Consider the following 21,637-nt stretch of genomic DNA (forward strand, 5'->3'; position numbering starts at 1 on the left):
CGCACTAAAGAAATTTAATAAAATAAAAGTTTAAACCACTTCATTTAAAAATTTTTACTATCAAATAGCTGTTGCCGATATTATATTGTTGAGTGCTGCAATTTTAAGTACTTTTGGCATTTTAATAGTAGATACTGATGAATGAAACTCCTAAATTTGCAGTTATAGGCGGGGGAAGCTGGGCTACAGCCATAGCCAAGATGCTTTGCGTTAATCTCGGGCAGATTGCATGGTACATGAGGAATAATGATGCCATAGAACACATAAAGCTGCAGAAACACAATCCTAACTATCTTAGTTCGGTTGAGTTTGACACTGCCAAACTCTTCCTCACAAGCGATATCAACGAAGCTGTAGCGTATGCGGATTATATTATTTTTGCTATACCTTCTGCCTTTTTAGGAGGTGAGCTTCAAAAGCTCACAGTTAGCCTTGAAGGCAAAGTTATATTTTCTGCAATTAAAGGTATCGTACCTGAAACCAGCCTTATAGTTGGGGAACATTTTCATGAAAAATATAATATCCCTTATGAAAATATTGGTGTAATAACAGGCCCGTGCCACGCCGAAGAGGTAGCGCTGGAGCGCCTGTCCTACCTCACCATCGCCTGCGGTGACGAAAAAAAGGCAAAAAGGATGGCCAAAAACCTCAACAGCCATTACATCCGCACCAAAATTTCTGATGATATTGTGGGTACGGAATATGCCGCAATGCTCAAAAACATATATGCCATAGCGGCAGGCATCGCGCATGGCCTTGGCTATGGCGACAATTTCCAGGCGCTGCTGATGAGCAATGCCATAAGGGAGATGAAGAAATTCATCAGGAAAGTACACAAAATGAAGCGGAACATTAATGATTCTGCGTACCTCGGCGACCTGCTGGTTACCGGTTATTCCGTCTTCTCAAGGAACAGGATGTTCGGCAACATGATAGGCAAAGGTTATACGGTAAAGTCCGCCATGATGGAAATGAGCATGGTGGCCGAAGGGTATTATGGCGCCAAAAGCGCCCATAAGCTGAACAGTGAGCTGGGTGCCAAAACGCCTATAATTGACGCCGTACACGGCATATTATATGAAGGAAAGGACGCAAAAAACGAATTTAATAAGCTGACGGAAAAACTCAATTAATTACTATGGACCACCTTATAAACCATCCGGGCATTTTAGCAGTGTTTTCTGTAGTAGTCATCATCATGCTGCTGCTAGACCTGGGTGTGTTTAATAAGAAAAGCCATGTGGTGTCAAACAGGGAAGCTCTTTTGTGGTCCATCGTGTGGATTTCACTTTCAATGATTTTCAGCGGGGTGATTTACTACTATCTTGGCTTTGAACAATTCACACAGTTCCAGAGCGCTTATTGGATTGAAAAAGCCCTTTCGGTTGACAACCTGTTTGTTTTTATACTTGTTTTCGGGTTTTTTAATGTGCCGAAATACCTTCATCATAAAGTGCTTTTCTGGGGTATCATCGGCGCGCTGGTTTTCCGGGCCATATTCATCTTTACAGGAGTAGAACTCATAAACCTTACCTACCTGCCGCCAATGAATTTGTTTGGAGAAGAAGTACAAATTAATGCCGTATTGTCTATATTCGGGATATTCCTTGTTTTTGCCGGCATTAAATCCTGGTCAGCTCATGAAGACAATGATGAAAACAAAGATTTCCACAAAAGCCCGGGCGCAAAAATTATCTACAGGATGTTCAAGGTAACAAGGAATTTTGAAGGCGACAGGTTTTTTATTAAAGTTAATGGCGAGCGGATAGCGACCCCGCTGCTTGTAGTAGTGGCAGTTATTGAGTTTACAGACCTTATTTTTGCGGTTGATTCCATACCGGCCATATTTGCCATAGCGCCAAATGACCCATTTATATTATATACATCAAACATCTTTGCCATACTTGGGTTAAGGGCCCTGTACTTCCTGCTGGCCAATTTTATGCACATGTTTAGCAAATTGCATTATGGCCTTGCTGTAATATTGGCTTTTATCGGGTTCAAAATGCTTATCAACCCGTTCTGGCACATCTCATCGCCGGTATCGCTTGCCATTGTAGGTGGCATACTCGGGATTTCGGTTATCGCTTCTTTTATTTTTCCGGGGGAAAAACAGCCGGGAAAATAAAACATTATTCACTTTTCCTGCCTATAACCGGTAAATTTGATATTTTGGCTTATTTTTGCCCAAAAATTGTTCTGAATGTCATTGAAAAGAGCCTGTCTTATTGTTGTGGTTATATTACTGATAGACCAGATTTCAAAAATTTATGTTAAAACCCATTTTTTTGAAGGCGAATGGTTCCGCGTATTGGGGCTGGATTGGTTTAGGATACATTTCATTGAAAATGAAGGTATGGCCTGGGGTGCCGAGATTCCCGGTTCCTATGGAAAGCTGATACTTACGCTGTTCAGGATTGTAGCCGTAGGCGGTATAGGCTGGTGGCTGTGGGATTCGGTCAAGAAAAAGCAGTCGCCCTACCTTATTGTTTCCATCGCGTTAATCCTGGCGGGCGCCTTCGGTAATATTATAGACTCGGTATTCTACGGAGTTATATTTGACCATAGTAGTGGCCAGGTAGCCACAATATTTGCTGATAAGCCTTATGGGACACTGTTTTATGGCAAAGTGGTCGATATGTTTTACTTCCCCATCTGGAGTGGCAACCTGCCTGCCTGGCTGCCTGTCTGGGGAGGCAGGTATTTTACCTTCTTTAATGCCATATTCAACGTGGCAGACGCTGCCATATCAGTAGGTGTAGGGATACTTATTGTGTTCAATAAAAAGGCTTTCGGTAAAAGTTAATCCCCACTAACAACACATCCTGAGAGCATCATAATTATTTAAAACCTATAAACTCTTAGCGGCGTCACACAATAATCCAGCCGCACATCAGTAGTATTGGCTTCTATCGGTTTCTCTTCCGCCTCATATAACGATAGCCCTATTTTTATAACATCATCCCTGCATTCCCGCAGGAAACGGTCATAAAACCCCTTTCCGTAGCCTACCCTGTGGCCATTGCGGTCAAAAGCCAGCAGGGGTACAAAAACCACATCTATTCTGGCGGGGGGCACCTCAAGGCCACCGGCAGGTTCAGGAATACCGTACGCATTTTTTACAAGTTTTGTGGTATCCGTAAGCAGGTAGTGTACCATGGAGCAGCTTTCAAAATCGGAGCGTGATACAACCACTTCTTTATCCCTGCCCTGGAGTACCTGCAGGATAAAATCCGTATGGATTTCTTTCTGTTCTTCCATGGCCAGGAACAAATGGTAATAGGTTTTATCCCACACAGGCAGTTGTAACAGCATGTTGGCTACCTTAAGGCTCAGCTCCCCGACTTCTTCTGCCGAGAACAGGCTTCTTAAGCTCTTATATTTGCTGCGGAGTTCTTTCTTGGTCATTTTTACAGCAGATTTTCATTATGCAATCATACTGCAATTTCTGTATCTTTAACTTCTAAAGCAAATAGATTATGGAAGAAATTGTACAGGCGCTGGAACTTAAAAAGCAACTTGACGGACTGCGCCCTATTGATAAGGAGCAGGAGGCGAAGATTATGCAGAAGTTCCGCCTGGACTGGAATTACCATTCTAATAATTTAGAGGGGAACTCGCTGACTTATGGTGAGACAAAAGCGCTTATTATGTTTGGGCTTACAGCACAAGGCAAACCGCTTAAAGACCATTCGGAAATTAAAGGCCATAATGATGCCATACTCTGGATTGAAGAAATTATAAAGGGGGAAAGGCCTTTGACGGAAAACCTGATACGTGAACTGCATGAAGTTTTATTAGTTGAGCCTTATGAAGCTGACGCGCAGGCCTCAGACGGGCAGCCTACAAAAAAAAGGATAAGCATTGGCAGCTACAAAACATCTCCTAACCATGTACGGACAAGTACAGGAGAGATATTTTATTTTGCCACACCCGAAGAAACACCTGCTGAAATGGCAGCATTGATGGAGTGGTACAACCAAAAAATCCAGGAAAAAGAAGTAAATCCCATATTACTTGCCGCAGAATTTCACTACAAGTTCATCAGGATACATCCTTTTGATGACGGTAACGGAAGGACAGCAAGGATTTTAATGAACTTTATTTTAATGAAATTTGGATACCCTCCTGTTATTATTAAAACAGAAGACAAGGCCAATTATTTTTCAGCTTTGCAGTTAGCCGATGCCGGTAATATTGAAGCCTTTGTAACCTACATTGCTAAAAACCTGGTACGGTCACTGCAAATAATGGTTGCCGGCGCTAAAGGTGAAGATACTGAAGAACCGGATGATATTGATAAAGAGATTGCTTTGTTGGAGAAGAGACTAAGTGCATTAGGGGAAAGGTCTAATATTGGCAAAACCAAAGAAAGTGTAAGGGCTTTATTAGATAATATTTGTTTGAAAATATATAATAAGTTGATTGAAAAGAGTAAGGTACTCAATCAACTATATTTAAAACATGAACTATTTTTTTATATTCCTTCCTCAATAAATAAACCTTACAATATCCATGAGTTAAAACAGCTGAATTTGCATTCATTTGCCAGTATACAGATGGTTGTTTTATACTCAAAATTTACAACTGTAGGATTTAATGAATTTAGCTATGCAACTAAGCTAAAAATTAAATTTTTAAAAACTAAATTTTTAATTTATAATGAAGACGATGAAAAAATCATTGAAAAGCCTTACGGAGTTGATATAGTAGATGAGCAATTAGATAGTATAGTGATACCAGAAATCAAACGCCACAAAGACTTTATAGAACAAAAAATAGCTGAGAAAGAACAGGAATTATAACCTGAAACTATTCAATACTATTAGTCAGCATCTGCGAAATATGAAATATTGCATCGCCCTGGAAAACTATAGGCGCATCATTAGAGTTGATGATATAGCCCGAGTTTGGCGCTTTTACCTTATGCTCAAACTTACCGAAAGGATCGGTTATGCAGGCAATCACTTCCCCTTTTGCAACAAACTTGCCGGCGGCAGTCCTGTTCTGGAACAACCCTGAGTGCCGTGCCCTTACCCACGTAGATTTTTCTATATAAATAGAAGGTGCAGGCGCCACTTTTGCCTGTTTCCTGGGGTTCAGCATACCGAAATAATCCAGGAACCGCTTAGCCCCTTCAATACCTTCCCCGGCAATATCCATATTGATATCCAGCGATTTGCCTCCCTCAAATAACAGCATCTTCACGCCGAGTTTATCACAGGAACTGCGGAACGACCCGGTTATGTTCTTTGAATAAAGCGTAAACGGCGCATTAAAAACATCCGATAATTTCTTTAGCTCTTCATTGTGAGGCACTATCCGTATCTGTGGCGCATTAAAGCGGCTGGCCCCGCCTGCGTGGAAATCTACACAATAATCCACATGCGGTATAACCTCTGTCAGGAGGTAATAGGCAAATCGGCTGGCAAGCGACCCTGTTTTGCTACCCGGGAAAACACGGTTCAGGTCGCGCCCGTCAGGAAACTCACGGCTTTTATTCACAAAGCCAAACACATTGATAACCGGGATACAGATAATCGTGCCGGTTTTCGGCTTGTTTATCTTCCTGGCAATAATCTGGCGCACAATTTCAATACCGTTTATCTCATCGCCATGCAAGCCCGCGGTAAATAATACCACAGGCCCTTCCGCTTTTGACCGTTCTACGATAATCGGTATCTTAAGTTTGGTCATGGTATGCAGGCGCGCAATTTCCATGTTAATAGTTTTGCTCTCCCCGGGCAACACGGTTTCGCCCAGTATCGTAATTGCTTTTGGTCTGGCCATAGGTATAAACAGCGGTGATTTCATATATACACAACCCTGTAAATATACATTTTTAAAACCATTGTAGCCACAGCGGTAATAGTCTGCTTCCGGTACTGTAGTAATAGTTGGTCTTTTGGCTTTGGAGCGGCAGGCTTTGGGGCTTTTTTATAAATTGCATTTCGCGCTGTACGCTGTATCTCCCCGCCGCAAAAGCAGGCGGCGGGGAGGATGCCGCTCCCATCGCGGCTAAGCCCGGGCGCCAGTCTATCCCGGGAACTTTCCTGCATGGCTACTCTGGAGAAGCCAATGATCTTCTGCACGGTGCCGGAAACCTTCCATCATTGTTTTTCAGGGGCCGGAAGCGTAATCCGGGTATTTTGAATAAAAACTACGGAAAAGTAAACCTTAATTATTCAGTTCCCTCACGGCATCTTTGTGCAGCCATCCTTCCGTGTCATCCGGCAGCTGGATTTTTTTCCAGTTATCAAGCGTATCGGTAACATTTACCTTTGCCCCTTCATGCAGTATAAAAGCGTCGGGCGCACTGTTATTGGGTTCGCCCTTTACAGAAACCATTTCGCTAAACACTATGGCCGGGCGGTCTTTTCCGGCTTCAGACCGTACAAAAAAAGCAAAAATTATACTGATACACATCGCGGCAACAGCCACACCCATACCGGCAAAAAAGATCTGCTTCCTGGAGATAATGCCCGAAAAATAATACCCTAAAAAGAACAGGAAGGCAGCCGAGGCAAAAGCCACTGCAGCCCTTGCCCAGCTATCATAATGATACCTGCCGGCAAAGCGGTAGAGTAACCTGCTTATGCCGCCTTTAGGCACTGCCTTGATATCATCAATGGCCATCCGCTGTGCAAACCCCAGGTTGGTCTTAATATCTTTGCTGTGAGGGTTCAGCTGCAATGCTTTTTCAAAATTATAGATAGCCGGCGCAATCCTGCCTGTTTTGTAGTAGGCATTGCCGAGGTTAAAATATAGCTCAGCCGACTGTTTTTTTTCTTTTAAAATACTTTCGTATTGCTGTATAGCTTCTTCATATTTGCCCTTCCTGTACAAGGCATTGCCTTTATCAAAAGCAGGCTGTGCCCACAGTGCCTGGGTAAAAAATAATGCTATATAAACCAGGTTTTTCATAATATTTAAACTTAGATCTGCTTTTCAAGGGCTGTTATTACGGATACGGCATTGTTGTAATCCTGCTGCATGGCCGCACCCGAAGAAGGCGCATAACGGGCAAATTCGCAGCTGTTCATTATAGCTATAAAGCCGTTAATGGTACCCGCATCGGCATTTCGGGAAACCAGGAACTCCTTTATCCTTTCCTTGCTCATTTCAGATGTTTCAATAGTAAGTTTGGCTTTCAGGAAATTGTGCAGCGCTTTTTCAAGTGAAATATAAAAAGGCTCTTTATTACCCAGGTGCTTTTTAGCCTCAGAAAGGTATTTTTTCGCCAGCCTGTTGTTCTGCCTAATCCTGTTGCCCGCTACATCACTGTCCATTGCCTGCTTTTTCTTCCTTAGCGCTACTACTAAAGGTATCAGCAGGAATGGTGCGGCCAGCAACGAATAGAAGAGCCCTGAGCCAAGGAAATCATCTCTTTGCGCAGGCCTGAGCGAAGTTTCCAGGGCAATGAAGCGGAACTGCTCACCGGCTTCTACCTTCTGTTTTTGCGAAACGGGCGCATTGCCATCAGCCGAAGCCACGGGGCTGCCTTCCACATCAATCATAATCTCGGGGGATGTGAGGGTTTTGTAGCGGCCTGTGGTGGGATCAAAGTAAGAAAACGACATAGCCTTTACAGGATACTTGCCCTTGTTTTGCGGGATAATGGTATAAACATCCGATATGCTGCCCTGCATGCCTGTAAGCGGTGTGCTTACCTTTTCTTTATGCTCAGGGTCATACATTTCCAGTGCCGCCGGTACGACAGGTTTGGGCAGGTTAAACAGCTTGAGGTTGCCTTTGCCTGATACCGACACGGTAAGCTGAAGTGACTCGCCGGCATTAAGCCTTGTTTTTGAAGGCGTTACTTTAAAATCAAATTTGCCCACCGCACCGGTAAAATCTGCAGGCTTGTTGTTCTCCGGGAGCGGCTTTACAGTAATGTACTTCTTGTCTGCCGAAACTATTTTATTAGCCTGGGTTATAAATGCCCGCCCGAAGAAATCGCGCCTGCCTGTGGGCACATCCATCAAAAGTTCCAGTGAAAGCGGCTCAATCTCAAGCCTTCCGCTTTTTTGTGGGTATAATATTGCCTTACGAAGTACTACATAGCGGAAGTCCTTGCCATTATACTGGCCTTCCTGTACTACAAAATCTTTAATGTCTATACTCTGGCTCCAGAAATCATTGTACTTGGGGCTCGATACCTCCCGGGAACTGCGTATGCCAATTTCATGGCTTACATACAATTTATACAATACGGTAACGGGCTCATTAACGTAGGGGCTGGCCTTGCTTACCTCAGCAACCAGGTGAATTTCATCCGAAACATTTTGTATCTGCTGCGGCGGGCTGTAAGGGTCGGTAGGGTCGGTCAGTTTAACTGCCTCGGTAACTGTAATTTTAAACGGGGAGGTTTTATAAGGTTTTCCATCAATTTCAATAGAAGCCTGCCCTATGGTAAAAGTGCCTTTGGCCATTGGTGTAAGCAGGTAAGTATAGGTTTTGCTGAAACTGCGCTTGCCGTTTATCCAGGAGTTACTTATCATCTGGCTGGGGCCCGACACCCTGAAGCCCTGGAATGACGGCGGCATAAAATTGTCACCGTCTTCATTCATGGTAAACTCAACCCGCAGCCGTTCATTTATACCCAGCTTGGTTTTACTGGGTACCGCCTTGAATTCAACCTGGGCATAAAGCCCGGGCATGGATAGTAATAAGAGTAACAGAATGTATTTCTTCATTGTTTTTGGCCTGAACACTTTAAACATTAGATCCTTTCATGAAAATTGTTACCAGTCTTTTTCCTGCCTTACCGGCCTTGATTTTGCTTTTGAGGCATTAACCTTATCCTGTACCTTTTTTTCTTCGTTATCCATGGCATCGAGCAGGTTCTCCATCCGCTGTTTTGAAGGGCTTGCCTGCCCCTGTTGCTCCTGGTTACCGCCGCTTTTGTCCTGCTTTTCCTTTTCGTCCTGCCCTTTGTCTTTTTGGTCGCCTTTGTTATTTTTATCTTTTTCGTTGTCTTTGCCGCTGTCTTTATTTTGCTGGTCTTTAGGTTCGTTCGGCTGCTGGTTCTTATCCTTTTGTTTGTCCTTGTTTTTGTCCTGCTTTTCAGGAGGCGGAGGGTTATCTTTCAGCATCTTTTTGGCAAGGGCATAGTTGTACCTTGTTTCTTCATCATAAGGATTGTTCCTTAGGGCATTTTTATAGGCCTCCACGGCTGCCTGGTACTTCTTTTCCTTCATATAGGTATTTCCCAGGTTGTGGTAAGCCATATGCTTCTCTGTTTTTGACTTGGCATTGGTTATGGCCTTTGAGTAAGCATAAAGGGCCTCACCTGCATAATTTTGCCGGTATATGGCATTCCCAAGGTTGTAGGAGGCAGCTGCCTTAGTAGGGGGTCTTGGAACCTGATATACGGTACTGTGCCTCAGCAGAGATATAATCCTTATCGTTAAATGCACTATTGCCTTTTGGCAGCCACTGATCTTTCTCCTGCGGAAAAGCGGTTGCTGCTATCAGTATAAAACAATATGTTATTTTTAACTTCATTGTTTTTTTTCGTTAAACAGGTTTAACTTCCTTATCCATGCGGTTTTACGCTCCAGCAGGAAAACCTCCAGCAGCAAAAGCAGGAAAGCCGCCCCTAAAAACCACTGGTACTGTGATTCATACGTTGCTACCTGTTTTGCCTCAAATTCTGTTTTTTCTATATTCTGCAGGGCATTTTTAATATAATCCGTTACCTGCCTTGAGCTACCGCCATATATATAACCGCCTTTTGTACGGGCAGCAATAGCTTTAAGGGCATCAGGGTAGAGCTTTGTAACCACTACCTCACCGTTGCTGTCACGTTTAAAGCTCTCGGTAACGCCATTCCGCTTTAGGGGAATCGGCCCACCTTTTTCAGTACCCATTCCTATGGTAATTATTTTTATACCTTTTTCACGTGCTTTTTCAGCGGCTTCCTCGCTGCCTTCGCCGTGGTCTTCCCCGTCAGAAACCAGGATTACCAGCCTGCTTGTATTCGGGTCATCAAAAAAAGTGCCCGCAAGCTCAATAGCATCGGCAATAGCCGTACCCTGCGATGACACTATGTCAGTATTCATGCTCTGCAGGAACATCTTCGCCACACTGTAATCAGTAGTTATAGGCAATACAGGGTAGGCGCTTCCGGCATAGCCGATAATACCTATCCTGTCGGTACCAAGCTGGTTGATAATCTGCGATACTATCTGTTTGCTTTTCTCAAGCCGGTTAGGCGCTACGTCTTCGGCCAGCATACTTCTGGATACATCTATGGCAAAAACAATGTCGATACCCTCTCGCTTCACGGTTTCCATCTTAGAGCCTATTTTGGGATTCACCAAAGCAATTACTATGCCTGACACTGCCAGCATTAATACGGTAAACTTTAGCGCCGACTTGAATACAGACCTGTCCGGGCTCAGTTTTTTTACCAGTTCGGCATCCCCGAACTCTTTCTGCTTTTTGTTTTTCCAGTACAGTTCATACAGGAACAGCAGCAGTAGTAGAGGTACTATTGCCAGCAGGTACAGGTATTTAGGGTCGTCTAACTCGTACATAATTAAATAAAGCTTCTGTAAACTGTTTTCCTGATTACTATTTCAGCCAACAACAGGCCCAGTGCGAAGTGAAGGAAAGGCCTGAACTTTTCATCATAATTATAAAACTTCTGCTCTGATATCTCTGTTGTTTCCAGCTTATTAATATCTTCATATATGGCTTTAAGCGAGCGGTTGCTGGTGGCGCGGAAGTATTTGCCATCAGTAGTGCGCGCAATCTGCTTCATGAGTTCCTGGTCTATTTCCACTTTCATTACCCGGTACTCAAAGCGACCATCAGGCCTTTTTGCATAAGGCATTTCGGCATTGCCGTTGGTACCTATGCCTATTGTATATACTTTAATGCCATATTCTTTAGCTATTTCCGAAGCCATACGCGGGTCAATAAAGCCGGCATTGTTAACACCATCTGTAAGCAGGATGATAACCCTGCTTTTGGCTTTGCTGTCTTTAAGCCTGTTAATGGCCGTTGCAAGCCCTACGCCAATACCCGTGCCATCCTGCAGCACGGCATCATCGTATTTTATTGACTTTATAGCTTCCTTTACCAGTTCCTTATCGCTGGTTACAGGCGTTTTGGTATAGCTTTCGCCCGCATATACCACCAGGCCAATCCTGTCATTAGGGCGGGCGTCAACAAAATCAGCAGCTACTTCTTTCAGGGCCTCAAGGCGGTTAGGCTTGAGGTCGCGTGCCAGCATACTCCCGGATACGTCTATAGCCATTACTATATCTATACCCCTGGTGGTCCTTATTTTGCTGTTTACATCAACACTTCGCGGCCGGGCCATGGCTATTATAGCTGCGCTAAGCGCAAGTATGCGAAACGCGAAAAGCACAGGCTGGAGCCTGGCCAGCAATGAAGGCCCTGCCTTAAAGCCTCTAAGCGAACTGACTGTTAGCGTGGCCTGCTGTTGCTTCCGTTTCCAGATATACCAGGCAATTGCCGGTGGCAAGGCTAAGAAAAGCCAGAAGAAGCCCGGATGTAAAAATGTTACCTTATCCATTTACTGTACTGCTTTTGCCAGTTCAACTGAGTTTAAAATCCGCTCGGTGATCTTTTCGGCATCCGTATCACCTTCTTCATGAAATATAATTACTTCCTGGGCTGCTGTAGGCTGTGTAAACAGGAGAATATTATAAAATACTTTTGCCTCTTTGCCTGTTAGCGGTATGGTTATGGTCATCGTACCGGAAGCACGCATGCCTTTAAAGCCTTTGTCACTGGTAAATTCTTCCATTTTAGTAACTATGTTCCTTGCCTTGAAATTTTTTTCAAAAGCAGCAAGTTCACCATTAACAGCTTTTTCAGGATCTATCTGCACAGGCTCTTTAAATGTGTTTGTCACAACTACAATATGCAGATTATTAACAAAGCCTTCATAACTAAATTTTTGATAAGAACTTACATTCGGCGGCAGGTTGTTGAGTACTTTCTCATCCTTAAACCGTTTCAGTACTTCAGGCGTTTCTATCTTAACCGGAGGCACGCCATATTCACTGGTTACCCATTCTTTGTCAAGCAGGTCTTTAAGAGGGCGGCCCAGTACATTGTCCCGGATATAGCGCCCTGTGAAGAAAATACCTGCCAGTAGAAGGATGAAAGCTGAAACTGAAACGCCGATTATTACGCGTTTCCTGCGCTTTTTCTTCAGGCGCTGGGCCATGAGGATTTCATTTGCCAGCGCCTCTTCATCTTCTGTTTCCTGTGGTATGGACTTGTCGATAACCACAATCGCTTTTTCTATCCCGTCTCGGTCTTCGGCAATTTCAAAATCCATAGGGCGCGACTTGGCAAATTTCACCATATCGGCAGTGCGCAATACCCTTTCAAGTTGCTCAAAGGTTTCTTGGGAAAGCCTCATTTTCCGCCGCTGCACTGCCCCACGCATGGCATCAATAAGCTCAGAGGTAGTGCTTTCCATAGCCGGTATGTGTATGGCCTCTTCAATGTAGATGCGAGCAATATCAGTCAGTTCGCTGTAATAATCTTTTATCGCGCCACGCTGCAGCAGCTCTTTTTTCTCCAGGTTTTTAAGTTTGGCGGTTGCTTTTTCAATCGGCGTGGCAAATACTTCTTTTTCTTTTTTAGGCTGTGCCTTTCGCTTCTTTACATACCACCAAATTCCGGCACCTAAAGCTGCAAGGGCCAGCAACGCCACAATATACCACAGCCAGCCAAAAGCAGAGGGTGCGGCTATAACGGGCTTAATATCAAACATCTGCTGCTTTACGGTGTCTACCTTTACGTCTTTCACTTCCAGGCGGAGGGAGTCAGTATAAACCATCTTGTTGTTTATGACCACCGGCAGGCGAGGGATAATGTAGCGGCCGGAATCAAACTGGGTAAGCCCGTATTTTTTTACCAGCTCATATATTGCGCCTTTTTTTACGGTATCAACCGGATAAGACTCCAGCACCTCCAGCCGGCCGAAATTCCTGCCTTCAGGAAAACGCACTGTGGCAGCAGTGTCAACTGTGGCTTTTATGGTAAGGTTGGCCTGCGAGCCTATTTTTATCCTGGCAGAATCAATAGCAGCCTGTAATGGCTTTTGCTGTGCCCACAAAGGAGTGGCAAGCAAAACCAGCAGTATTGTGAATAATTTTTTTATGTTCATTGTTTTTGGCACTGGCAGCAATAATTTAGCTTCTTGATTTAAAATAGCCGAGGAGCTTTGTTACGTATGACTCATCAACGCGGGTACTTACGGCACCCGAACCGCAACGGCTGAAGGTTTCCTTAAAATATTGTACCCTGTCCTGATAGTACTTTTCATATTGCAGCCTTACGGACTTTGAGCCGGTGTTTACCAGTATTGTCTCTCCTGTCTCGGCGTCGGTCATATTCACTATCCCTATATCAGGCATTTTTTCTTCCCTTATATCATATACGCGCACCCCGGTAACATCATGCTTTTTACCTGCTATTTTTAGCGTACGCTCATAATCATCTGCCATAAAATCAGAGATAAGGAATACTATGGCCCTTTTTTTCTGGGTGCCTGAGAGGAATTTAAGCGCCTGCGAAATATCAGTGCGGTTGCTTTGGGGCTTAAATTCAATCAGTTCGCGTATGATGCGCAACACATGCGATTTTCCTTTTTTAGGAGGAATATACAGTTCCACACGGTCAGAAAAAAGGATGAGGCCTATCTTGTCGTTATTTTGCGTAGCCGAAAACGCCATGGTGGCAGCTATTTCAATAACAATGTCTTTTTTAAACTGGTTCTTTGTGCCGAAGCTCTCCGAGCCGCTTACATCAACCATAAGTATCATGGTAAGCTCCCTTTCTTCCTCAAACACTTTAACAAAAGGCTCGTTGTAGCGTGCCGTAACATTCCAGTCTATAGCGCGCACATCATCGCCAAACTGGTACTGCCTCACTTCACTAAAGGTCATACCCCTCCCTTTAAAAGAGGTATGGTATTCCCCTGAAAAAATGTGGTCGCTCAGCCTGCGCGTCTTTATTTCTATTTTACGTACTTTACTTAAAAGCTCTTTTGTATCCATCTACTGTTGAATGTTATAAAGTTGAAAGTTATAAAGTTGAAAGTTATAAAGTTGAGCCTGAAAAACCTTCAACATTCAAACTTTGTAACTTGTTATGGTACTTCAACTTCATTCACAATTTTATTGATGATATCAACCGACGTAACATTTTCAGCTTCGGCTTCGTAGGTAATGCCTATCCTGTGGCGTAGTACATCGTGCACTACGGCCCTTACGTCTTCGGGGATAACAAAGCCGCGGCGCTTTATAAAGGCATAGCATTTGGCCGCCATGGCAAGGTTGATGCTTCCCCTTGGTGATGAGCCGAAACTAATAAGCGGCTTGAGCCCTGACAGCTTATAATTTTCAGGGTAGCGGGTAGCAAACACCAGGTCTAGTATATACTTCTCAATCTTTTCGTCCATATATACCTCGCGTACGGCCTGCTGTGCCCTCAGTATCTGCTCAATACTTGCCACCTGGTTCACTTTGTCATAAGACCCTGCAAGGTTTTGGCGTATTACAAGGCGCTCATCTTCCATTTTAGGATAATCAATTACAGCCTTTAGCATAAAACGGTCAACCTGCGCTTCGGGCAGCGGGTAGGTCCCTTCCTGCTCCACGGGGTTTTGCGTAGCCATAACCAGGAACGGCTTTTCCAGCTTAAAGGTTTGTTCGCCAATAGTTACCTGCTTTTCCTGCATGGCCTCAAGCAGGGCACTCTGCACCTTGGCCGGCGCGCGGTTTATCTCGTCAGCCAGCACGAAGTTGGCAAATATTGGCCCCTTTTTTATAGAAAATTCATTCTGCTTAATATTATATATCATGGTTCCCACCACATCGGCAGGAAGCAGGTCAGGCGTAAACTGTATACGGCTGAATGTGCCGTGCACCGCCTGCGAAAGTGTGTTTATAGCCAGTGTTTTGGCAAGGCCGGGCACACCTTCGAGCAATATATGCCCCTGGCCCAGAAGGCCTATCAGCAGGCGCTCTATCATGTGCTTTTGCCCCACTATTACTTTGTTCATCTCCATGACGAGGAGGTCCACAAAAGCGCTTTCCCTTTCTATTTTCTCGTTAATTGCCCTTATGTCTAAAGTTGAAGTATTTTCTTCCATTTTTATTAATTTTTGGAGTGTGAATTTAATAAGCTTTTTTTACATTGCAAATGCATTGCCTAAGTTTATTTTGCGGTTGTTAAGGTAATGTTAAAACATTGCTCTAATTGATGCCTGCAGCCCTGTTATAGGCATAGTTTTGCTAATTTTAGGCGGCGTGTCGCTATTTGACACCTGTTACAACGGAAACGTTACACTTTAAGTATAAATTTTGTCTGATTAAAATGAATATTACCTTTTCGCCGGTTATTGCCGGTACCATGAACTGGGGGGTGTGGAAAGCAGCCTTTACCACCGGGCAGATGGCTTCACTTATAAAGTCGTGCCTCGACCTTGGCATCACCACATTTGACCACGCCGATATTTACGGCGGGTACACCACTGAATCAGAATTCGGGGAGGCATTTAAGCAAAGCGGCATTGCACGGGAAAGCATACAACTCATCAGTAAATGCGGGATACAGCACACGCTTGGCAGCCGCCAAAACAAGGTGAAGCATTATGATTACTCAAAAGAATACATTATATGGTCAGCCGAAAATTCATTGCGGCACCTGCAAACCGATTATTTAGACCTGCTGCTGCTACACCGGCCCAGCCCGCTGATGCACCCTGACGAGATTGCCGAAGCGGTTACAAAACTGAAATCAGACGGGAAAATACGCAGTTTTGGCCTTTCTAACTTTACCAACAGCCAGACCGACCTTATCCGCTCAAGGGTAGAGGTATCGGTTAACCAGATAGAATTTTCAGCCACTGCCTACCAGCCCATGCTTGATGGCAGCCTGGACTATATGATGGTGAATAAGATCCGCCCGCTGGCCTGGAGCCCTATTGGCTCCGTTTTTAAAACTGATAATGAACAGGCCCAAAGGCTGAAGCTGCTTTTGGCAGCGTTGGTAGCTAAGTATGAAATGCCTGCGGATGTAATTTTGCTGGCCTGGATATTACGCCACCCTGCCGGTATAATTCCTGTAAGCGGGTCATGCAGCGCAGAACGCCTTGCGTTGCAGGTAAAGGCTACAGAGATTAACCTGGAACTGCAGGACTGGTTTGCCATCTGGACGGAAAGCATGGGTACAAAGGTACCTTAACTTAGCGGGCAGTCACCGTTTTCCGTGAGCAGCTACAAATAAAAATTACATTAAAGTCTGAAAAATATAAAATCTTAAAATCTACTAAACTGAAATGAAAACAGCGTTAATAACAGGGGCAACCAGTGGTATAGGAAGGGCTACAGCAAGATATTTTGCCAAAAACCACTTCAGGCTGGTGCTTTGCGGGCGCAGGGATGACAGGCTCGCTGAAGTGCAGGATGAGCTATCAGGACTTACCATGGTGCATACGCTGAACTTTGACGTACGCAGCCGCCGTTCAACCGATGAGGCTATTGCTTCTATACCTGATGAATTCAAAAAAATAGATATTTTGATAAACAATGCCGGTAACGCACATGGGCTTGACCCTATTGAAACCGGTGATGTGGCCGACTGGGACATGATGATTGATATTAATGTGAAAGGGCTTTTATACGTTTCGCAGGCCGTAATACCCGGCATGGCAGAGCGAAGGAGCGGGCACATCATCAATATTGGTTCGATTGCGGGCAAGGAGGTATATCCCAACGGAAATGTGTACTGCGCTACCAAACATGCAGTTGACGCGCTGAACCAGGGTATGCGCATGGACCTTAACCAATATGGCATACGTGTAGGCGCCATAAATCCGGGTATGGTGGAAACCGAATTCAGCCAGGTGCGCTTTAAAGGCGATACTGAACGGGCAGCCAGTGTTTATAAAGGCTTTGAGCCTTTAAAGCCGGAAGATATTGCAGATATTATTACGTTTGTGGTGACAAGGCCTTATCATGTAAATATTGCTGATTTAATTGTATTACCCACTGCACAGGCTTCGGCAACGCAGGTTAAGAAAATTGCGGATTGAGAGGTGCGGGTTAGAATAGTTAAAAAATATTTATGGCAAAAATTGATCGTTTTGAGGATTTACAGGTTTGGCAGCTTGCAAGAGAAATATGCCGCGATGTTTGGAACCTCATAGAAGAAACTTCGTTACAAAAGGATTTTGAGCTTAAGAACCAAATGAGCCTTTCTTGCGGATCAATTATGGATAATATTGCCGAAGGCTTTGAAAGAAACGGAAATAGAGAATTTATACAGTTTTTAAGTATTTCTAAAGGTTCATGCGGGAAATTAAAATCCCAGTTATATCGAAGCCTTGACAAGAAGCACATATCACAGCCGCAATTCGATATTCTTTATCAAAAAGCTGAGACTGAAAGCAAAATGTTGGGCTCTTTTATGTCTTGCCTTAATTCATCAAATAACAAAGGCAGTAAGTTTAGCAACCCCAAAACTACAACCCATAACTCACAACCTTAAACATGCTCAATAAACGCCTTCTCATAAAAAACCTGCTGGCTCATAATGATGAGAGCAGCTTTTATGACAAGAAGCGCCAGCTGAACCTGCACACCAAAGAGGGCAAGGCTAAGTTTGTAAAGCATATCTGTGCGCTTTCCAACTCTAACCCTTTCAATAATTCATATATTGTAGTGGGGGTGGAAGACCACAGCAACGCCCTTACCGGAACTGATTTTTATGACGATAGCCGTATACAAAACCTTGTAAACGCTTTTCTGGAAAATCCGCCCATAATACAATATGAAAATGTTCCTTTTCCCAGCCTGCCGAAAGACAAGGTTATAGGCCTTGTAACCATAAAGCCGAACAACCGCACCTCTTATTTTAAAAAGAATATATATACCATACCGGCAGGTACTATTTTTATGAGGCGTGGCAGCAACTCCATACCTGTTGATGATGCAGGGCCTTTTGTTTCAGTCAACGCCGAAACCGTGAATGAAATTGAAAATAACTCGCGCAACAGTATTGCACACACGCTTGATGGTGTGCTTGACTTTATAAACAACCGGCACAAGGACATGACAGCCAGGCACAAGGTTTTTAAAGAATTGTTTGTGGTGTGCTGGGCAGGGCATAAAAAAGTAGTTAAAGGCAAAACCTACTACTCCCGGGTTGATATTGAACTGATAAATGAGCAGGTAAAGCTCTTTTATTCTGCGCTTGATGAAGTGAGCATCAGTTATGATGAAGACAGCTTTTCCATAACGGAATATGTGGCGCTGGGGCTTAATGACAAAACCAGTTACTACCCGCTTGAGGAAGTAAGTATAAGGTTCCAGGAAAACGGCTATTATAATATTAACTCAACACTTTTGTTTGAGCCGCCACAGTATAACCGCCGTATGATGTACCACATTTACAACGCTAACCTTGCACTGCTAGACAAGCTTGAAAAAGGTGTGGCACTATCCGAACGCGAGCATAAAGACCTGGAAAATTTGCCTTCAACGCTCATGCTTTGCTACCTGAACGGATTTGATGATGCCAAGCAAAGGCTGGCTGATGCCAAGCCGCTGCTGAAAGCCCTGCCCGGTGAGGCTGTATATATTGCTTTTAAGGAAGCGATGCGCGTACTCCGTAAAATGAAGTACGCGGCATCTTAAACTTCATTATTGCTTTATGATTTTGTAGTGGGCAGCACCCCGTGAAGTAGTCACATTTAATAAATATATTTTGTTCAGGCACGATAAAATGCGGTGATATCAGCCAGTCTTCCGCTTCAAAATCGCCTGCTCCATGAATATAAGCCGCGGTTATGCTGGCGTAGCCGCCAATAACAGTAAGGCCTCTAGGATGTAGAGCCGCTTACATTAACGGTTGTCCAGCCCGGCCTGGGCCACCTTCCTTCAAAACTTCTGGTGCCAGCCGTGCGAAGCCACTGAAGGATAAAAGCAGAAAAAGGGAAAGTAATTGTTTTTTCGTAGTTAATTTTTTAGTTGTATACCATGTAAGGTTGTGAATACAATTTAATACATTTAGCTTTACAAAAACGGGAACTTTTTATTGTACGATGCGAACACTAATTATTGGAGACATCCACGGAAGCTACAAAGCGCTGCTGCAGCTACTGGAACGAGCAGAGGTTACCCAGAACGACCTTTTGATTTTCCTGGGCGATTATGTGGACGGCTGGGGGCAGTCGCCCGAAGTTATTGATTTCCTTATTCGGCTTAAACGGACGCACCGCTGCATATTTATGCGGGGCAACCATGATGACCTGCTGCTCTCCTGGCTGAAGACGGGCGAGTATACTGAAGAATGGTTTACGCACGGCGGGCAGCTTACCACAAGCAAATATAAAGATGTGCCCGAAGAAAAGCGGCAGGTGCATATATTGTTCCTGGAAAGCCTTGAGGATTATTACCTGGACGACAACAACCGCCTGTTTGTACATGCCGGCTTCACTAACCTGAACGGTGTGAAGCATGAATATTTTACACGGATGTTTTATTGGGAGCGTACGCTTTGGGAAACTGCCCTGGCGCTTGATAAGTCGCTGGACCACAACAGCCCGTTCTACCCCAAGCGGTTTACTTTGTATAAAGAAATTTTTATAGGGCATACCCCTGTTACACGTATAGGGGAAACCGTACCCGTAAACAGGGCCAATGTATGGAATGTAGATACCGGGGCGGCGTTTAAAGGGCCGCTCACTATTATGGATGCCGATACTAAAGCATACTGGCAGAGCGACCCGGTGTACATGCTGTATCCGGAAGAGAATGGGAGGAATTAGGAATGGGGCCGGCACTCACGCAGCGGAAGGGCATTGCGGCCGGGCAGTAATCCTGTCTTCCGGTTACACTTTCTGTACTAAAGAAAACTGCTAGCCGCGATGGGAGCGGCATCCTCCCCGCCGCCTGCTTTCGCGGCGGGGAGATATAGCGTACAGCGCGAAATACGTTTATAAAAATTCCCAGGAGCCTCCCGCTCCAGATAAACAATAAGCCCATGAGTGCTAATCATATTAATTTTATGATGTATGCCGCACACTCTGTTCTGCCCGGCAATGGGGGCTGATACTGCTTTACTTCTAAATATTTTTACGCATAAAAAAATCTCCCGGGGATNGCGAAATACGTTTATAAAAATTCCCAGGAGCCTCCCGCTCCAGATAAACAATAAGCCCATGAGTGCTAATCATATTAATTTTATGATGTATGCCGCACACTCTGTTCTGCCCGGCAATGGGGGCTGATACTGCTTTACTTCTAAATATTTTTACGCATAAAAAAATCTCCCGGGGATTATGGGGCGATTGGTATTTGTGTATGGTGTATATTATTTGATTTCCAGTTTTTTAGCCATGTCTTTGGTAAGGCCTCCTTTATTTAAAAGGATTGCGGTTGTTTTGTATTTGACAAAATTCTTGGTCATGTACATGTAACCTTTATAGTCATTGCTTGCACCCCAGCTGTTTTTTATGATATAGTATTCTTTGCCGTTCTGGTCTTTTGTAAGGCCTACTATATGCATGCCGTGGTCATCCTGTGTCTGGTAATTGTCAAAAGCTGCCTGGCGCATATCTTCCGTAATTTCGAGCTCAGCTTTAGGGCCTGCAAAAAGGGCGTCTTTTTCTTCGGCAGTCATGTCAGCCACATTTTTTGCAGGAATATAGGCTACGCCGTTCTTCCAGCTGAAGCCTTTTTCGCTTACATCGCCCGCCCAGCCAACTGTATAGCCTTTTTTAAGGGCGTTATCAATAATGTCAGTCAGGTCGTTCATTTTTACATTATACACCTGGTCCAGCGACCAGTTGTCCGGCACCATCAAAACGAATTTACTATAGTAAGGATATTCTTTGAATGATGAGATCTCCACATAATCAGCCGGGTTGATGCCTATTACTTCTTTGGCAAATGTTTGCGGTGTATATTTCTTGCCTTTCCACTCAAAAGTTTCCGGTACCTGCCCAAGGTAAGTATCCAGTATGGCAGTGTAGGCTTTTATCCAGTTAGGGCTAAGCTCGCCATTGGGATTTTTAACAGCAGCTTCCAGCACGCCCTGTGCCATGGCCTGCATTTCGGCAAACTTATTGGTGGTTGTGCCATAGTTAAGCCCGGTGTACACACTTTGTGGCAGGGCGCCATACTTGGCATACATGTTTATTACATCGTGCAGCGCACCGCCATCGCCCAGTGTAATGGCACCGTGCATGCGCACATAATTTTTGCCTTTTTCAATATAAGCGTTGCGGGCGGTATATATCTGTGATATTTCAACAGGCTGTTTGCCCATGCGTATCATTTCTGATTCAAGGAATGAGTTAGCCGAATAGCTCCAGCAGGTTCCTGACGATCCCTGGTTTTTTACGGGTGTATTTTCTATATTTATTACATCAGTAAATTTAAATGCTTCCTTGCTGTTGGCGCTCTGGTTATTTTTTAATGAGTTTACAAGGTAGTCCTGCGCCATACCCTGGCTGATACCGCCTAAAAGCACTGAGGCTGCTATAAGCGGCTTAATAATTGTTTTATGCATAGAGTTTAATGTTAGTTTACGGAATGGGTCGGTAAAGTTAGGTAAAAGTTACAAAACCGCGGCT

The 21,637-nt window shown here is 44.2% G+C and carries 21 protein-coding genes; 9 read left to right on the forward strand and 12 right to left on the reverse strand.

Going from position 1 to position 21,637, the window contains the following annotated elements:
- Positions 1–137: 137 nt before the first annotated feature.
- The 3 genes from CHU92_RS09455 to CHU92_RS09465 all read left to right on the forward strand — a co-directional run bounded on the left by CHU92_RS09455 (position 138) and on the right by CHU92_RS09465 (position 2,806).
- A complete protein-coding gene (locus CHU92_RS09455) occupies positions 138–1,133 on the forward strand; it encodes an NAD(P)H-dependent glycerol-3-phosphate dehydrogenase (protein ID WP_094414945.1) in 996 nt (331 codons plus the stop codon).
- 5 nt (positions 1,134–1,138) lie between these two features.
- Positions 1,139–2,128 (forward strand): TerC family protein, encoded by a 990-nt coding sequence (locus tag CHU92_RS09460; protein WP_094414948.1) that lies wholly within the window; start codon positions 1,139–1,141, stop codon positions 2,126–2,128.
- A 75-nt stretch (positions 2,129–2,203) separates the two neighbouring features.
- Entirely contained in the window at positions 2,204–2,806 is a 603-nt protein-coding gene (locus CHU92_RS09465; protein ID WP_094414950.1) for a lipoprotein signal peptidase, read from the forward strand.
- A gap of 38 nt (positions 2,807–2,844) precedes the next feature.
- Here the strand turns inward: CHU92_RS09465 and CHU92_RS09470 are convergent, their stop codons facing one another.
- On the reverse strand, positions 2,845–3,408 hold the full coding sequence (locus CHU92_RS09470; protein WP_094414952.1) for a 5-formyltetrahydrofolate cyclo-ligase: 564 nt from the start codon (positions 3,406–3,408) through the stop codon (positions 2,845–2,847).
- A gap of 71 nt (positions 3,409–3,479) precedes the next feature.
- On the opposite strand from CHU92_RS09470, the gene CHU92_RS09475 reads away from it, so the two are divergent.
- Positions 3,480–4,805 carry a Fic family protein gene (locus tag CHU92_RS09475; RefSeq protein WP_094414954.1) on the forward strand — a complete coding sequence of 442 codons (1,326 nt, stop codon included), beginning with the start codon at positions 3,480–3,482 and terminating at the stop codon, positions 4,803–4,805.
- 7 nt (positions 4,806–4,812) lie between these two features.
- Here the strand turns inward: CHU92_RS09475 and CHU92_RS09480 are convergent, their stop codons facing one another.
- The 10 genes from CHU92_RS09480 to CHU92_RS09525 form a co-directional block, all read right to left on the reverse strand.
- Positions 4,813–5,814: a succinylglutamate desuccinylase/aspartoacylase family protein gene (locus CHU92_RS09480; protein ID WP_243389581.1), complete on the reverse strand. Its 1,002-nt coding sequence runs from the start codon at positions 5,812–5,814 to the stop codon at positions 4,813–4,815.
- Positions 5,811–6,092, reverse strand: coding sequence for a hypothetical protein (locus CHU92_RS09485; RefSeq protein WP_129583049.1), 282 nt, complete (start codon positions 6,090–6,092; stop codon positions 5,811–5,813). The genes CHU92_RS09480 and CHU92_RS09485 overlap by 4 nt, the downstream gene beginning before the upstream one ends.
- A gap of 85 nt (positions 6,093–6,177) precedes the next feature.
- On the reverse strand, positions 6,178–6,924 hold the full coding sequence (locus tag CHU92_RS09490) for a tetratricopeptide repeat protein (RefSeq protein ID WP_094414958.1): 747 nt from the start codon (positions 6,922–6,924) through the stop codon (positions 6,178–6,180).
- An 11-nt stretch (positions 6,925–6,935) separates the two neighbouring features.
- The gene (locus tag CHU92_RS09495) at positions 6,936–8,696 is read right to left on the reverse strand and encodes a BatD family protein (protein WP_094415016.1); all 1,761 of its coding nucleotides are present in this window, start codon (positions 8,694–8,696) and stop codon (positions 6,936–6,938) included.
- A 48-nt stretch (positions 8,697–8,744) separates the two neighbouring features.
- Positions 8,745–9,419: a tetratricopeptide repeat protein gene (locus CHU92_RS09500; RefSeq protein WP_317044687.1), complete on the reverse strand. Its 675-nt coding sequence runs from the start codon at positions 9,417–9,419 to the stop codon at positions 8,745–8,747.
- A gap of 84 nt (positions 9,420–9,503) precedes the next feature.
- Complete coding sequence (locus CHU92_RS09505) at positions 9,504–10,541, reverse strand: VWA domain-containing protein (protein WP_094414960.1); 1,038 nt, start codon at positions 10,539–10,541, stop codon at positions 9,504–9,506.
- Positions 10,542–10,543: 2 nt separating this feature from the next.
- On the reverse strand, positions 10,544–11,548 hold the full coding sequence (locus CHU92_RS09510; protein ID WP_094414962.1) for a vWA domain-containing protein: 1,005 nt from the start codon (positions 11,546–11,548) through the stop codon (positions 10,544–10,546).
- Positions 11,549–13,159: a hypothetical protein gene (locus CHU92_RS09515; RefSeq protein ID WP_243389582.1), complete on the reverse strand. Its 1,611-nt coding sequence runs from the start codon at positions 13,157–13,159 to the stop codon at positions 11,549–11,551.
- Positions 13,160–13,184: 25 nt separating this feature from the next.
- Positions 13,185–14,051: a DUF58 domain-containing protein gene (locus CHU92_RS09520; RefSeq protein WP_094414964.1), complete on the reverse strand. Its 867-nt coding sequence runs from the start codon at positions 14,049–14,051 to the stop codon at positions 13,185–13,187.
- Between the two features lie 92 nt (positions 14,052–14,143).
- A complete protein-coding gene (locus CHU92_RS09525) occupies positions 14,144–15,148 on the reverse strand; it encodes an AAA family ATPase (RefSeq protein ID WP_094414966.1) in 1,005 nt (334 codons plus the stop codon).
- 224 nt (positions 15,149–15,372) lie between these two features.
- Here CHU92_RS09525 and CHU92_RS09530 point away from each other — a divergent pair, with 224 nt between their 5' ends.
- From CHU92_RS09530 to CHU92_RS09550, 5 genes are all read left to right on the forward strand, one after another.
- Positions 15,373–16,242 (forward strand): aldo/keto reductase, encoded by an 870-nt coding sequence (locus CHU92_RS09530; protein WP_094414968.1) that lies wholly within the window; start codon positions 15,373–15,375, stop codon positions 16,240–16,242.
- Positions 16,243–16,336: 94 nt separating this feature from the next.
- Entirely contained in the window at positions 16,337–17,092 is a 756-nt protein-coding gene (locus CHU92_RS09535) for an SDR family NAD(P)-dependent oxidoreductase (RefSeq protein ID WP_094414970.1), read from the forward strand.
- A gap of 32 nt (positions 17,093–17,124) precedes the next feature.
- Entirely contained in the window at positions 17,125–17,547 is a 423-nt protein-coding gene (locus CHU92_RS09540) for a four helix bundle protein (protein ID WP_094414972.1), read from the forward strand.
- Between the two features lie 2 nt (positions 17,548–17,549).
- Positions 17,550–18,695: an ATP-binding protein gene (locus CHU92_RS09545; RefSeq protein ID WP_094414974.1), complete on the forward strand. Its 1,146-nt coding sequence runs from the start codon at positions 17,550–17,552 to the stop codon at positions 18,693–18,695.
- Between the two features lie 407 nt (positions 18,696–19,102).
- Positions 19,103–19,828: a metallophosphoesterase family protein gene (locus CHU92_RS09550; protein WP_094414976.1), complete on the forward strand. Its 726-nt coding sequence runs from the start codon at positions 19,103–19,105 to the stop codon at positions 19,826–19,828.
- A gap of 545 nt (positions 19,829–20,373) precedes the next feature.
- Here the strand turns inward: CHU92_RS09550 and CHU92_RS09560 are convergent.
- The gene (locus CHU92_RS09560) at positions 20,374–21,573 is read right to left on the reverse strand and encodes a C1 family peptidase (protein WP_094414980.1); all 1,200 of its coding nucleotides are present in this window, start codon (positions 21,571–21,573) and stop codon (positions 20,374–20,376) included.
- Positions 21,574–21,637: the final 64 nt, after the last annotated feature.

Origin of the sequence: Flavobacterium cyanobacteriorum (genome assembly GCF_002251835.1) — a bacterium.
In the GTDB taxonomy this organism is placed as follows: Bacteria; Bacteroidota; Bacteroidia; order Flavobacteriales; family Flavobacteriaceae; genus Flavobacterium; species Flavobacterium cyanobacteriorum.